The following is a 15,528-nucleotide window of genomic DNA, read 5'->3' as shown; positions in this document are numbered from 1 at the left end:
TGTTATATGAAATACAACAGAATAAAATTGATCCAATCGGATTATCCCAATATGCTAGAGCATTTCAATATAAAGAGTGGAAAAAAGTAAAAGGAAATTGGTTGCAAGCGTTAGCAGAGGCTAAAATAAATGTAAAGACACACGTCAAAATAAAAGATACTGGAACCATTAGAAATTAGACTAGTCTATTCTTCTGCTTAAAATTATTTCTAAGTGGAATTTTCCATCTTCTATAATTATTATGTAAAAGATAATAACTCAAAGAAAAATCTACTGGTTAAATGCTAACCAATAGATTTTTCTTTTTTATCTAAGGATTCTTTTAAAGGCACAACAGTTTTACTGTAGTAATCAAGAACTGGTTTCTAATTTAAGTTACTGGAGAGTATAATCCCTACCAGCTTTCATCCCAATAGCAACTCAATGATATAACATTAAAGATATAATCCCTTAACTTAGGGATTTTGACTTTTCAAATTTATACCAATGTCTTAGCTCTATGTACTTTGATATATATGTCCACATCAATATGTTATTGCATCATATACTGAATAGATAATTTAAATTACTTTTAAAAAGGATGATGAGGATGAACCTAGATGATATACAAAAATCCTATGGCGTAATTGTAAGTTTAGGAGGCTTGTGTCAAGTCACTAACCAAATCAAAAGGCACCATTTAAGAACATTTTCTGGACCTTTAGATTGGTTTTATTATCCATCACTTTCAGATGTAAACAGATTACTTCAAAATCGATTTGAAAAATTTATGAAGTTGGAAAATATGGTCATAGAAGGTTCAGAAAGTTACGGTCTTATTGAATCAGAATTTGATAATCAAACTAAATGGGCAGAACGAATTACCTATTGTATAAAGGACACTTATTATAATTGTTTTTCAATGCATGACTTTCCTATTGACTCAGAAAAGGATTGGAAATCAACCTATCCTTCTTTTAAAGCTAAATTAGACACTAGAATTAATCGATTCCTTGAAAAAATAAATAGTAGTGAATCAATTTTATTCATTAGGATTTGGGGAAATCGAGATGAAGCGGTTGAATTAAAAAACGTATTATCCGAAATTACAAATAAAGATTTTAATATTCTTATTGTCAATTTTAAGGAGGATATATCTAATATCGTTGAACAAAATTGGGGAATATCGAGGGTTTGTTCAATTGAACTCCCACGTTATCAGGATAGATGGGAAGGTGATGATTCCGATTGGAATTATATTTTAAATAAAATAACATTAACTTAATACTTTTCTTCTTACTTTTAACATGATTTTTCCAGTACATTAAAATAGGTGTAGAGAAATAAAATTCCCATCTAATTGATACACACTTAATTAATAAACCGTTCATATAATAACTCATAAGTCCTTCTTTATTGAATAAATGGTTCTTTACAAAATTGATTCCATCACTAGAGCACCTTTATACGGTGCTCTTTTTTAAATTTGTAAAATCTACAATGTAATATTTGTTCACTCTTCCTTTAAATAGTTAATTTCCTTCTTAGATTTTTCATTATAAGCTTCTTTAATTCCCTTGATTCCCCTCCCCTTCTTTTATCTTACAAACAAGTAATTTCTTTCATTAGTATTAAATAAAATAAAGCATTGATTTTAGAATAACCTAATTTACATAAGATTGAGAATAAACTACAGTGCGTATTCTTCACGTTTAATCAGCATTTGAATTATAAATCTAACATATATTTTTTAGTTGATTGTCATTATGGTACAACCGTGTATACATTTATCAAACAAACTACATAGTTTAAATTAGTAAAATATATAGAGAGGAAGGAAAGAAATTTATGAAAGTCATAATTTTGTGTGGCGGAAAAGGGCTTCGGATGCAAGGAATTTTAGAGGACATTCCCAAACCATTAGTTCGAGTTCAAGGAAAGCCTCTCCTCTTGCATATAATGAATTGGTATAGAAAATATGGACATTCTGATTTCATTTTGCCCCTAGGATATAAAGGTGAGAAAATTAAAGAATATTTTATGGACTTTAGCTGGAAAGAGAATGACTTTAGTTTGAATTTTAAAACCAATCAATATACGCTACTTCAGGAATTAGAAAATTGGAATATACACTTTATAAATACAGGAATTGATACAATGACCGGGGCAAGGCTAAAAAAACTTGAACCCTTTGTACAGGATGAAACCTTTTTATTAACTTATGGCGATGGATTAGCAAATATAGATATTGATCAACTAATAGCATTCCATAAAGAAAAAGGAAAAATTGCTACATTAACTGGAATTAAAAAAAATAGTCAATATGGCCTATTGACGGTCGAAAATGGAATTGCTATTGATTTTAAAGAAAAACCATTACTTGATGAAGTAATTAATGGCGGTTTTTTTGTATTTAACAAAGAAATATTCGATTATTTAGGTGATAGTGATGATTGTGTTCTAGAAGAAGATCCTCTTCGCAATTTAATAAAAGACAATGAACTCGCAGTCTATGAACACAATGACTTTTGGGCTAGTGTCGATACACCTAAAGATTTAAAAACTGTAGATGAAAGTTGGAATCCTAATAAATTTTAGTGGAGAGGACTGAATAAACATTGAACTCTAATGATAAAAAAATAAGTTTACCTCGATTGTATATCCCCTCTAATGAGAAAATAGTTAACCCGCTTTCAACAGGAATTAAAGCTTCAAATCTCTCCAAAAAAAATACTCAAAAAAGAATGAATCCCCAATTCTATAATCAACAACATGATCTAAATAATCATTTCTGTGTCATTGTAGGTAATGAATATGTCTTGAAAATCATTGCTTTACAGCAATCATTAATGCAGTACTCAGAAAAATTCACGTTGTGGATTTGTTGTATAGACCCTTTTGCATATTCACTATTAAAAGAAATGAATTTAATTAATGTAAACCTGTTACAAGTTGAAGAATTAGAAGATAGTGAACTAAAAGCAATTAAAAGAAAAAGAAAAGTAAATGAATATTGTTGGACTTTAAAATCTGTCTTGATAGAATATTTATTGGTCAATTATGATTTACCATCTATTCTATATTGTGATGGTGATTTATGCTTTTTCTCTGATCCTAATATTATTTTTGAGGAATGGGGTGAATACTCTATTTTCCTTACCCCCCAAAGAGATCGTGATTGGGTAGAAAAAATGTATGGAAAATATCAGGCTGGGCTAATTGGATTTAAGAATGATCTCTATGGACTAAAAAGTGTAAGATGGTGGAAAAATAAATGTCTAGATTGGTGCAGTGCCGAGGCTGAGGAGGGGAAATTTGGAGACCAAAAGTATTTAGATTATATCCCTATATATTTTCCAAAAGTAAAAATTTCAAATAACTTAGGTATAAATGCTGCGCCTTGGAACTGTATATATAATAACGATTATAAAATTGACAAGACTAAAAACGATGTATTTATTGAAAACGACAAACTAGTTGTTTACCATTTTGCATGTATTACTATCTTTAATGAAAATGATTTTGATCTTTGGTCTTTAGGAGCAATTTCAATACCCAATAATATATTAAACCATATTTACACTCCGTATTTAGAGAGAATTCAATTTGTTTTAAATCAATTAAAAAATAAATTCAATAAAGATACTAAACAATTTTTAAGTAAAAAAGATATAAATAAAGCTCAAACCTTATATAAAGATTCACAATTAAGAAGAAAAATGAATCAATCCAATTATTTTATGAACTTTTCCATGATTATAAGTAAAGAACGATTAATTCAAGGATTGACCTCTTATTATTCCTTAGAAAATTTCAACGCTAAATTTACTGTATGGATTTGTTGTATGGATGATTTAACTTATCAAATATTAGAGACATTAAAATTAAAGCACGCCATACTAATTCCAGTAAAAGATATTGAAAATCATGAACTCCTCAGTATAAAAAATGATAGAAGTTTACAAGAATATTGTTGGACATTAAAAGCGCCCCTATGTCTACATGTCCTTAGTCTTTATCCGGAAGTTGATCACATTATATATTGTGATGCTGATATGTATTTCTTTACAGCACCTAATATCATTCTTGATGAATGGTGGAAATACTCTGTATTCCTTTGCCCCCAAAGAAGCTCTACTGAAATTGAAAACATACACGGTATATATCAAGCTGGTTTAGTAGGCTTCAAAAACGATCAAAATAGCAAAGAAATTTTAACATGGTGGAAAGATAAATGCCTAGAATATTGCAATAATCATTATGATGTTGAAATGAATAGATGGGGTGACCAAAAATATTTAAATCACATTCCTAACATCTTTTCTAATATAAAAATCATGACTCATAAAGGTATTGATGCAGCACCTTGGAATGTCATTTTAAATAGCAGTTCTATATCAAAAACAGATAAAAAAGTTTTTATTGATCAAGATGAATTAATAGCTTTTCATTTTGGAAGTATGCAAATTATTAATCCAAATGAGTTCGATTTATGGAAACAAGAAACTTTAGAATTACCTCCAGAAGTTTTAGATTATATATACATTCCTTATATTGAACAATTGAACAAGACATGTCATACCCTTCATAATACTTTTCAAAAATCCCCCTCCTCTTTATTTGCTGACCAAATTGATACAACGACAATAAAAAATTATTTTAAATACTCCTCCCCTCATTACAATTAAGACTGATACTCTCCTTATTTAAAAATAAATCTTAATAAAGGATAGATTTTCACTATGATTACTTCATTTAAAAATAAAACTTTCCTTATTACTGGTGGATACGGTTTTATTGGTTCTCACTTGGCACGAAGACTTTTAAATTTACAAGCACGAATTGTTCTTTTCATAAGAACACCATCAAATTTTTGGAGACTAAAGGATATTATAAAAAATATTGAAACCTATGAAATAGATATACGAGATAGAAAACAAGTACAGGATGCAATAAAGAAAGTTAATCCGGATTATATCTTTCACCTGGCAGCCTATGGTGTAAATTCTGCCCATACAGATTACATGCATGCTATAGAAACAAATATTATAGGGACATGTAACATTATTCAAGCAGCAAAATTGGTGAATTGTAAAAAAATTATCAATTTTGGGAGTAGTTCTGAATACGGTAACAAGATGGAACCTATTCATGAAAATATGTTACTAACTCCTGTGGATATCTACGGAAGTACCAAAGCTGCTGCTACTATACTCGCCCATCAAATTGCTAGCGAAAACAGCATTAATCTTATAACATTAAGACCTTTTGGCATATTCGGAGAAAGCGAGGAGCCACATAAAATTTTTAGCTATATAATCTTGCAAGTATTACAAAACAAAGATGTAAATTTAACTTTCTGTAATCAATTAAGAGATTATTGTTATATAGAAAATATAATAGATGCCTGTATCCTAGCAGTAGAGAATACTACTGTACAAAATGAAATCTTTAATATTGGGAGTGGCACTATTTACCCCTTGAAACATTATGTAGAATTATTATTCAAACATTTGAAAACCAATTCCAGACCAAATTACGGTGCAATTCCATCTAGAACGAATGAAAGATGGGTTCCTGAAGCAGATGTGCAAAAAATAAAAAACTCTCTTTCCTGGGAACCTAGAATTAATATTGAAGAAGGAATTATAAAAACTGTTAATTGGTATAAAAATAATAAACATTTATACCTAATCCCCTAAAAATAGGGTACTAAAGGAGGTGGACTAATTGTTAAATCAAAACTTTAATAATGCTTTTTACGGAAAGACAATTTTAATTACTGGACATACTGGTTTTAAAGGTTCTTGGTTATCCCTATGGTTGAATGAATTAGGTGCTACTGTAATCGGATATTCATTGGATCCTAAAAATAAAAATGATAACTTTAACATTACTAACCTTCAAAACAATATAATTGATATTCGTGGAGACATTAGGGATTTTAATAAATTAAATAAGGTTTTTACAGATTATAAACCTGAAATTGTATTCCATTTAGCTGCCCAACCTCTAGTTAAGTATTCATATGAATATCCTAGAGAAACATACGAGGTAAACGTTGTAGGAACTATGAATGTACTAGAGGCAATTCGATTACATGAATCAGCTAAAATAGGAATTATGGTGACAAGTGACAAGTGCTATGAAAATAAAGAATGGCCTTGGGGTTATCGTGAAATTGATCCTATGGGTGGCCATGACATATATAGCTCAAGCAAAGGATGCTGCGAACTTTTAATTTCTTCCTATCGAAATTCTTACTTTTCAGAAGAAAACTTTTCTCACCACAAGAAAATAATTGCAAGCGTTCGAGCTGGTAATGTAATTGGTGGTGGTGATTGGTCAATAGATAGAATTATTCCTGATTGTATACGAGCATTAGAATCAAACAAAAAGATTATTATTAGAAACCCTACTGCTATTAGACCCTGGCAACATGTACTAGAACCCTTAAGCGGGTATTTACTCCTTACAGAAAAAATTATAAATAATGGTATCCTTTATTCAGGAGCATGGAACTTCGGGCCATCCTTAAGCAATATTGTTCCAGTAGAAAAATTAGTGACAAGTTTACTAGATATTTGGGGCTGTGGGGATTGGACAGCAGAAAATATAGGCGCAATAAATTTTCATGAAGCAAATTTACTAAATCTTGACATTAGCAAAGCAAAATTCAATCTTGATTGGCAACCAAAATGGTCCCTACAACAGACTTTAGAAAATACAATAGAATGGTATAAACATTATAATTCTTACACCAGTTCTGAGATGATAAATCTATGTATTAGCCAAATCAAACAATATTGCATGCTTTGAACTACTCCCACTTACTCATACTTGCTGTGAGTTCCTTATGGAGGGAGTCTTCTTGGTTAAAATAATAAAAGACACATTAATTTTTATAGTCTAAATTATAAACCTACTATACCTAAAATGATGTGATTGTCCATTAACAAAGATTTTATTTCTTCGATTATTTCAAATCAACTATTGACATTATACTGAAGAATAAAGGAATCACATATTTTTCTAGTGATTCCCTTGTTATGAGAAAATACTGTCTTGCTTTAACGACAATACAGTATATGCGATTATTAATTTATTTGTTCTAGTTATGAGAAAATCTATTCCTGTCAAAAGAGCTTTCTTCAAAGAAAAACTTCCTATTTTCTTCTACTTACCCTACCCGAAAAGTAACTAAGTTGAAAATTCCAATAATTATATCTACTATTATAGAATTATACTGAGCTTTAACAATTTTATAATTATCCCCTTCTTGTAGCTATTCCACTAAAGTTCATGCTTATGATTCTCTTATTTATTATCACCAATGTCGATGAATTCATGCATTGCTTATTCTATACACAAATTGCTTTTTGAATTATCTTTTCAGAATAAGTAAAGAAGGCTTTCTCTTTTATGCACTTCTCCCCTACCAGTCTTTAATTTTCCTTTAATCAACATTTAGAACAAATCTTCAAATATAATAGTACATCTTCTATAAAACAAAACCATAAGTAAGATAATTTCACTATTACAAATAATGAGATAGTCTGTTTCACCTTTTTACATTATCCAAAAGAAGAACTTGTAGAAATTCTTACAAGTTCTTCTTTTGTTTTCTTTATTCTTTTCTTATTTACATACGCAAGATTTATACATTTGGTGGTGATACATACTATATGTATCCGATAAAATAATTTAAAAATTAATACGTAATTGATCCGTTTTAAGAAAAGAAAATTTCATAAATCTTCAATCACAGTTTCTAAGTTCACCTGATAGAACGTATAAAGACTCATATTATCTTTTGATAATTTTCGGATGTTTTATTATGAGTATATTCGACATAAATTGATTATTTTTTCTGAATTTTCTTGAAAAATATTGTAATATCACTCCATTTTTTCTTCTATTTTGTTATGATGTTTATAATTAAATTGGATTAGGATTTTTTTAGAAAATGGGGGCGTATATTATGAGTGTTTCAGTAAAGGGAAATGAGCAATTAACCTCTCTATTGAACGACTGGTATCGAGCAATGCTATCTCAACAAGTTATAAAAGCTACTAATCTAAAAAAGAAAATTGATGAAAAAATTAATAAGTTAAGCATTGAACCGGATCAAGAACATCAGGATCAAAATTTGTTACTATACTATTCACTACTCGAATTTCGTTACAAGGTCTTAACAGATAGCCTTGGTATTCAACAAAATAGTTTTGATACTATTAGCGATTATGATATGCCTACAGATCAATTTCTACGATTCTATTATCACTTTTTCAAATCCATTCATTCCACTTTTATATCAAATTATACTGAGGCAGAAGAACATTATAAACTAGCAGAAAAAATATTGGTAGCTATACCAGATGAAATTGAACATGCTGAATTTTACTATAGAATTGCTACTTTCTATCACCATACCTATAACAATCTCGCTTCTATCGAATACGCAAATAAATCGAGAGCAATCTTTTCAAAGTATGAAGGTTATGAAGTAAAAACAGCCTTTTGTAATAGTTTGCTAGGTGGTTGCTGCATCTATTTAAAACAGTACGAACAAGCAGAAGAATATCTACATTGTGCAATTGATTTACTACAAAAAAATAGGGAAGAAGATTCCTTGTTATATGTAAAAAATACTATGGGGTGGCTGTATTCTGATCAAAGTATGTCTACTTTAGCTATTCGTCACCTTTCAGAAGTAACAGAGAAAATCCCTACACACTTCAAGGCCATCTTCCTACAAGCTAAGGAACATTATAAATTAGGAGAACAATCAACGGCCAGCCAACTCATTGATAAGGGATTACAGATTTGCAGAAAAATTCATAACGAAGAATACACACACCACTTCTCTATTTTAAAAAGATTAAACGAAAATATTCCATTGGAAGAATTAGAAAAAATCATTCAAGAAGGAATCTTATACTTTAAGGAAGAAGAATTATGGGAATATGTTGTCGAATACGCTGAATTATTTGCCACAAAATGTAGACAATTAGAGAACCACCAAAAAGTAAGTGACTATTTCCATATTTGTTATCAAGCAAGACAAAAATCAATTGCAAAAGGAGTGTTAAAATAATGAAAAAAATTAGCTTATTATTATCAGGCATTGCTTTTATTGGGGTATTAACGGTGGGAATTTTTCAGTTTTCTAAAACAGATCAGCTTGCTACTCATGGGCATTATCCTGCTCCTTCATATAGTGTTGGCGATTATGGTGGTGCACCACCACAAATTTAATGTAAATGTATTTAAAAACCCTCCAAATGGAGGGTTTTTAAATGGGTTTTCTGCCTGTTCAATACGCGCATAGAGAGTATATATTATACTTATTTACTATGCATTTCCACTCTGTAACAAGATTCTAGCATTCTCTCCTAGAATCTCAACTTAAATCTTAAATCCACCAATTAACTCTTGAAGTTCTTCTGCCATCTGTGCTAATTGTATTGCTGAAGAATTTATCTCTTCCATAGAAGCATGTTGTTCCTCAGATGAACCAGCAATCGTTTGCATACTTGAAGAATTCTCTTTTACAGCCATAGCTATTTGATCAATCGATGTATCGACTTTCATTGCATCAGTAGTCATTGTATTAGATAGTTCCACCATACCATGCACTTTTGACACAATATCATTTGCAGATTTTGAAATCTCATAAAAACTTTGCTTTGTATCGTTCGCAACTTTAATTCCCGACTGTACCTCTACTCCCACTTCATTCATAGCTTTTACAGTCTCATGTACGTCTGCTTGTATTTCCTTAATTAAGCTTCCAATTTCCATCGAAGATTCGGATGATTGCTCTGCTAGCTTCCTAACTTCATCCGCAACAATTGCAAACCCTCGACCCTGTTCTCCTGCTCTAGCTGCTTCAATTGCTGCATTCAATGCTAATAAATTTGTTTGTTCCGCAATATTTTGAATCGCTTCTAATATACTTCCAATTTGTTGCGATTTCTTATCTAATAATTTTATTACATTATCGGATTGAGAAACAGAGTGATGGATAGACTGCATTTGTGCTACAGTTTGTTCTACTAATTGTTCACCTTCATTGGCTTTTTGTTTTGTGTATATGGATGAAGCCGATACTTCAGATGCATTCTCAGCTACATATTGAATATTTCGTGTTACCTCACCAATTAATTCGGCTCCAGACTCAACTTCATTATTTTGAACTTCTGCACTGTTCGAGATTTCTTCCATCTCTTTTGTAATTTGTTCTGTCGCAACACTTGCTTGCTCTACACTAGCAGTTAGTTCCTCAGAAGACGCAGCTACATGTCCTGCAGATGTGTTAATTTGAGAAATAATATTACGTAACGACTCTGCCATTGTATTGAAACTACCACCTAATTGACCAAGTTCATCCTTTGAACGAATATCTATTTTCTCGGTTAAATCTCCTTGACTAATTCTTTGAGCTGAAATGACTAATTGTCTTAGTGGAGTAATTATAGATCTGAGTATGAATAGAATTACAATTCCACCTAACAATAATGAAGCCCCTATTATAGTGAACGTTTTATAAAAAATAGGATTAGTAGCTTCTTCAATTTCTTTCGTAGGCATTACGCCAGCTATTTTCCAACCTGTTTTTTTATTTGTCTTAAAGCTTATGTTTCGATCTTCGCCATTGAGGCTATAAGTAATTACTCCATCTTCTGTCTTGTACAATTCATCCGCTAAAGTTTTCTCTAATTTCTCTCCAGGCTTTAGTGATGGATGAACAACTATAGTTTTATCTTGACTAACTATAGATACAAATCCTTGCTTTCCAATTTTTATCATTTTGGATGTTTTTACGATATCTGTAATATTCAAATCTACGCCAATGACACCACTTTTATCTGCATTTTGCTTTGCAATTGCAATTACCATATTTCCTGTAGACTTTGATTTATAGGGAGATGAAACAATAATCTCTCCATTTGCTTTTACTGCATCCTTATACCAACTACTTTCTAACGGATTAAACCCTTCTGGTATTTTGCCAACAGGTGCATGAATAAATTGATTGTTACTGGATGCCGTATAAATCGTTTCTATCTCTGGATGTAACTGTATATATTGATCAAATTTACTCTGTACATTTTGCGATTGTTCAGGATTATAATCCCCTTGTGTGAGTACCTTTGCAAAATGAGTGACATCTGTATGCTTATTTTCTAATTCATCATCAACAATCTTGTCTAAAATACTTATATTATCTTTTGCTGATTGTAGAATTGTTTCATTAAGATCTGTTTTTGCTTTATTATAAGATGATACTCCTACGATAAGGCTTGGTATAATTAATATTGCTATAAATGCCATAGACAACTTCGTTTTAAGCTTTATTTGTCCCAATCTTTCTTTTATATTAAACACTAGATACTTCTCCTTTTCATTTTTACTACTTATATAGTTTATTTAAATTTTTATCCTATATTTTTCCATATTCATTTATGGTACCATTCGAAATGAAATCACAATTACATCCTATCATCCGCACTTTACCATTTAGCGATTTAAATTTCACAGGCAGAGTTTTATCTGTCCTCCTTTCGAATATGTTTTTTTCTAGATTCAGCAATTATTAGACTACGAATTATTCCAAATAAATTGGATACAACATATACTTCATTTTAAAAATAATTATTGGATTTGTTTGGATAAAAATCTAGTTTAGCGCTAATCCAATCAGATGAAATCCTTACCATAATAAATTAACTAAAACATAAATTCTAAATAGCTGAATAAAATAAATTAGAGAATTACATTGTAACACGTATATACAAGTTTGTAATATTAAAATTTAAAACTTTACTATATTTCATATGCAATATTACATGTGAAAAGCCCTATTTTTTTTGTTATACTATGCATGTGGATTTTTCATTCAAAAATCTACCCAAACGCATATTTATGTATATGCCACCCTAATTGATGAAAGTGAGAAGAATGTTTATCATTTTTCTCACTTTTTTATATTTTAACTGTTTGGTTGTACAAAAATCTTTAGACATTTTATATTTAAATCTTAATAATCTACACCTGTGAATAGTATTATAAAAATAAACTTACAAAGAGAATTAAACTTCTAAATTTAATCTTTGGAATCATTTATTTTCTAAAAAACAATCCCACATCTTTATCAACTCATTTTAGAATATTCAAACAATAATTTTATATACATTACCTGCATAAATTATTCTTTTTCTTTTATATAAGACTTACTTTTTTACTTCTGATAAATTATTAAACATTGGATTATTATACACGTCCCCAAAAACATGAGGTATTTTGTAGAATTTTGTCTATCAATATGTATGTACACCCTTTTGTAGTGGATATAGACTGTGAGGTGTAAGGAGATACCTTACAAAATAATAAAAAGGAGATTATAGAATGAGTAGATTAACAAAATTCTCAAAGTTAGTATTTGCAACTTTAATCGCGGGAAGTAGTTTAAGCACAATTGTTTCGTCACACAGTGTACAAGCTGACACCTTAGATCCTAATTACCAAGACACTGTAAAATTTATATCACCTTCTAGTGCTAGGCCAACATTGGAACAAAAAAACACTATTGTTCCAGATGCAAAAGTTGTTAAAAACCATTATGTAAAGTACTCTAAAGCACATTTCCAAACTAAAGAAAGTATACCAAAAGAGATTTATTATTCTTCAGAAGGCTTTAAGGGCTATATACAGGCAAGTACCGTTTGGGATATGGGAGATCATTTCGCAACACTATATTCCGGAACCGTTATTCGATGTTAGACTTTTAATCCATTCTCTCCTAATGCTTAAAATGATCACTAGCTCACTGCCAATACTGTAATATCTATTGTTCAAAAAATAAACCACAAAATCCTTCGATTTCATGGTTTATCAAATATAAAGATAATGCTAAACGAATACTCTAACATTACCTTCCCCAAAGTTAATTATAGAGTATTTTCAAAAAAAAGACACTCTTGTAGTGTCTTTTTTTTATTATTTAAAAAATTACACCTACTAACATCTTATTGTTGAGACTATTCATTTATTTCAATATGATACTTTTTCATCTCGTATATGCAATAGACAATGATAGCTAAACTCCAACTGACACCATAATAATCATGTGTGTAGAAGTCATATCCCGCCTTAATACCTTTCTCTATTACAACAAATGTAAATCCTAAAGCCACCCATCTGTTAATTTTCATCTTAATAAACGTTAAAGAGATAATTATTAAAAATAAAATATTTGTAAGATGATTTATCATTAGCTCATATTTTTGAATGTATACTGCCATCATACAAGCAACGATATTAGTCGCAATGCCAAAGGCAATCATCGCCCCCCAAACCCTGTCCGAAAGTCCCATTCCTGAGTCAGTCCCTTCCTAAACAAAAATCCTTTTATTTAATTCGTTCCTTCACCCTATTCAAGGTATGCTAAATTATCCTTGTCTGATGAATATCTATTTATCTTTTCATATAGAGCAAACAAAATCTTTACTCATAATTTTTTCTTTATTAGGAAAACTATGTATAAGCCGTTTGAACTAGCGGCTTCACTCTTCTGGTAATGGGGTAGCAATTTATTGAATTGACTAACTCATTCAACCCACTAGCACCGGCAGGCAACAAAATAGTTGTCTGCCATTTTCATGTATACTTTTTCTAACTTTATTACAAACCAAGTGTGTGTTGTACTAATTTCAAAAAGGACAGAATGTCATTTTTGAAATTGTAAAAAATAAGGTCCTGTCTACTTTTGGTATAGGACTTTTTCTTTTCACATATACTATTTTTGAACCTGTTTACCAATACGTGTCCTATTGGTATCTTGAATTCCTCCTAAAAAGGGCTGCAGATACGAATGCATGCCCTTTTATTTACATTGCTACTCTATATTCGATAAAATAATTAAAAACTCAAATATAATATTACATATTTTTCTATTTAGAATTATATTAAGATTTACTTCATAGTCGAATTATGGTTTCGTGTATAATTCAGCAATATGTAAACTGTTTACCTAAAGAAAAGGCACCCAAAAGTGCCTTTTCTTCTTTTAATCTAAAAAACATTTTGCCTTTTCAGTAAGATCCAATTATCCCTCTAATCTAAACCTCATATTTAATCACGGTACTCAAGAGTTTCCATCTATTTCAATATGCCTTATAGTTTAATTTCAAATCAAATTTCCAGCAATATATTTGCTTTCTTACAGATTTCTGTCTTTTTCTTAATTCTGTCAAAATCCTCATGTAGCTATACAAAGAATATATGCTATTATGATTTTGAGAAACTATGCGTTCCCTTAACCCTGTATTTGACCCTGTATTCATTACAGGGTCTTTGTTTATTTTATTTACTTTTAGTTAATACACACCCAATTTCAGTTAAAATTGTTTAAATGTTAATTAATTTTTAAAATAATATATCTATAAGCTCTTTTAGTAAATAAAATATAATATTAGACATATATAACCAACTTGTGGCCATTATTAGTTTTCTAAATATGCACTTCATTAACACTATACAAATAGTGCTAACTATCTTAATTGAATATTAGTAATAGTAAGTATAAACATTATCAATTTACTATATATTACATTTATGTAAAAATAGATGTATGTTAAGCTTATTCAAAATCTTTCCCCTAATAAAGATTTGAAGTAGCATTTCATAATTCTCCTTACTGTTAATATGCCTTGAAAAAGAACCCTATAGGGTTCTTTTTCTTTTCATTATAACCTCAGTAAGTGCTTATTTAACATGCAAAAAGGACCGCTAATTATTTGCAGCCCTTTTACACGTTAATATACACTTGTATTACATACTTAACAATTTATTGTATTAGGTATTTATACAAACTAAACATGCTATTATCATTTAGATATATAACACTTCAAAGTTTAGAAGTATACAATAACAAATCTTTCCCAGCTTCCAGCTACATAACTAGTAGCTGTTAATTCTCTACCACCATTTGCTGATATATATCTACCATTACTTAGTGCTTGTAATACATATATCCTATTGTCTCCACCATTATATAAGATAAACTTTTCCCATGCACCAATTGATGTACGATCTGCTACTACTCTACCATTTGGCTCAAACGAAACATACTTCCCATTACTTTTAGCTTTTAAAGCGTACGTATATAATTCCCCAGTCGAAATTAATTCAAATTTCTCCCATTCATTAACTGCATTACGATTTGCTATTATATTTCCCGAAGGCTCAGCCGAAACATATTGTAAATTTGCTGCCTGTATAGCAACTGTCCAACTTCCATTAAATAAATTCACGCCTTTTAGTGAACCTGCTTTTGATAGATTGGCTGCCGATACATCATTCGATGGTGTAATCATCACTATCATTAAAACCATCGACAACACCATTAAAACTAACCTTTTTGAGATTGTATTACCACTTGCACGTGTTATGAACCTTTTCATTCCCATTCCTCCCTTAATATACATAGAACTCATATATATCATACCAAATATGTAAAATTTTGTAACACTTGAGAGGATTTAT

At 30.2% G+C, this 15,528-nt stretch carries 12 protein-coding genes; 9 read left to right on the top strand and 3 right to left on the bottom strand.

Annotation, left to right across the window (positions count from 1 at the left end; all coding sequences use genetic code 11):
* The 8 genes from MR167_RS16810 to MR167_RS16775 form a co-directional block, all read left to right on the top strand.
* A partial coding sequence (locus MR167_RS16810; RefSeq protein WP_242315041.1) for a Ger(x)C family spore germination C-terminal domain-containing protein occupies positions 1-179 on the top strand: 179 nt, incomplete at its 5' end.
* A 410-nt stretch (positions 180-589) separates the two neighbouring features.
* Positions 590-1,264: a papain-like cysteine peptidase gene (locus MR167_RS16805; RefSeq protein WP_001046794.1), complete on the top strand. Its 675-nt coding sequence runs from the start codon at positions 590-592 to the stop codon at positions 1,262-1,264.
* 563 nt (positions 1,265-1,827) lie between these two features.
* The gene (locus tag MR167_RS16800; protein WP_000864426.1) at positions 1,828-2,577 is read left to right on the top strand and encodes a sugar phosphate nucleotidyltransferase; all 750 of its coding nucleotides are present in this window, start codon (positions 1,828-1,830) and stop codon (positions 2,575-2,577) included.
* Between the two features lie 20 nt (positions 2,578-2,597).
* Entirely contained in the window at positions 2,598-4,667 is a 2,070-nt protein-coding gene (locus MR167_RS16795) for a glycosyl transferase (RefSeq protein WP_242315040.1), read from the top strand.
* 54 nt (positions 4,668-4,721) lie between these two features.
* A complete protein-coding gene (locus MR167_RS16790; protein WP_000633065.1) occupies positions 4,722-5,681 on the top strand; it encodes an NAD-dependent epimerase/dehydratase family protein in 960 nt (319 codons plus the stop codon).
* 28 nt (positions 5,682-5,709) lie between these two features.
* Entirely contained in the window at positions 5,710-6,798 is a 1,089-nt protein-coding gene (gene rfbG / locus MR167_RS16785) for a CDP-glucose 4,6-dehydratase (RefSeq protein ID WP_000934343.1), read from the top strand.
* 1,162 nt (positions 6,799-7,960) lie between these two features.
* Positions 7,961-9,076, top strand: coding sequence for a Rap family tetratricopeptide repeat protein (locus tag MR167_RS16780; protein ID WP_000116956.1), 1,116 nt, complete (start codon positions 7,961-7,963; stop codon positions 9,074-9,076).
* Positions 9,076-9,237 carry a hypothetical protein gene (locus MR167_RS16775; RefSeq protein WP_000724107.1) on the top strand — a complete coding sequence of 54 codons (162 nt, stop codon included), beginning with the start codon at positions 9,076-9,078 and terminating at the stop codon, positions 9,235-9,237. Before MR167_RS16780 ends, MR167_RS16775 begins: the two co-directional genes overlap by 1 nt.
* A gap of 150 nt (positions 9,238-9,387) precedes the next feature.
* Here the strand turns inward: MR167_RS16775 and MR167_RS16770 are convergent, their stop codons facing one another.
* Entirely contained in the window at positions 9,388-11,370 is a 1,983-nt protein-coding gene (locus tag MR167_RS16770) for a methyl-accepting chemotaxis protein (RefSeq protein WP_000481863.1), read from the bottom strand.
* 1,020 nt (positions 11,371-12,390) lie between these two features.
* Between MR167_RS16770 and MR167_RS16765 the strand changes: the two genes are divergently transcribed.
* Positions 12,391-12,765: a hypothetical protein gene (locus MR167_RS16765; protein ID WP_000088964.1), complete on the top strand. Its 375-nt coding sequence runs from the start codon at positions 12,391-12,393 to the stop codon at positions 12,763-12,765.
* A gap of 257 nt (positions 12,766-13,022) precedes the next feature.
* Here the strand turns inward: MR167_RS16765 and MR167_RS16760 are convergent, their stop codons facing one another.
* The gene (locus tag MR167_RS16760; protein WP_000524430.1) at positions 13,023-13,358 is read right to left on the bottom strand and encodes a hypothetical protein; all 336 of its coding nucleotides are present in this window, start codon (positions 13,356-13,358) and stop codon (positions 13,023-13,025) included.
* A gap of 1,539 nt (positions 13,359-14,897) precedes the next feature.
* Complete coding sequence (locus MR167_RS16755; RefSeq protein ID WP_000819434.1) at positions 14,898-15,446, bottom strand: fascin domain-containing protein; 549 nt, start codon at positions 15,444-15,446, stop codon at positions 14,898-14,900.
* Positions 15,447-15,528 lie beyond the last annotated feature (82 nt).

Source organism: Bacillus cereus group sp. BfR-BA-01355, from assembly GCF_022663675.1.
Classification (GTDB): domain Bacteria; phylum Bacillota; class Bacilli; order Bacillales; family Bacillaceae_G; genus Bacillus_A; species Bacillus_A thuringiensis_S.
This window is presented reverse-complemented; position numbering and strand designations above follow the sequence as displayed.

Bases quoted from the DNA above. Each gene is read 5' to 3' on its own strand.
- MR167_RS16805 (WP_001046794.1), top strand. From the start codon at position 590: ATGAACCTAGATGATATACAAAAATCCTATGGCGTAATTGTAAGTTTA.
- MR167_RS16800 (WP_000864426.1), top strand. From the start codon at position 1,828: ATGAAAGTCATAATTTTGTGTGGCGGAAAAGGGCTTCGGATGCAAGGA.
- MR167_RS16790 (WP_000633065.1), top strand. From the start codon at position 4,722: ATGATTACTTCATTTAAAAATAAAACTTTCCTTATTACTGGTGGATAC.
- MR167_RS16780 (WP_000116956.1), top strand. From the start codon at position 7,961: ATGAGTGTTTCAGTAAAGGGAAATGAGCAATTAACCTCTCTATTGAAC.
- MR167_RS16775 (WP_000724107.1), top strand. From the start codon at position 9,076: ATGAAAAAAATTAGCTTATTATTATCAGGCATTGCTTTTATTGGGGTA.
- MR167_RS16765 (WP_000088964.1), top strand. From the start codon at position 12,391: ATGAGTAGATTAACAAAATTCTCAAAGTTAGTATTTGCAACTTTAATC.
- MR167_RS16760 (WP_000524430.1), bottom strand. From the start codon at position 13,358: ATGGGACTTTCGGACAGGGTTTGGGGGGCGATGATTGCCTTTGGCATT.
- MR167_RS16755 (WP_000819434.1), bottom strand. From the start codon at position 15,446: ATGAAAAGGTTCATAACACGTGCAAGTGGTAATACAATCTCAAAAAGG.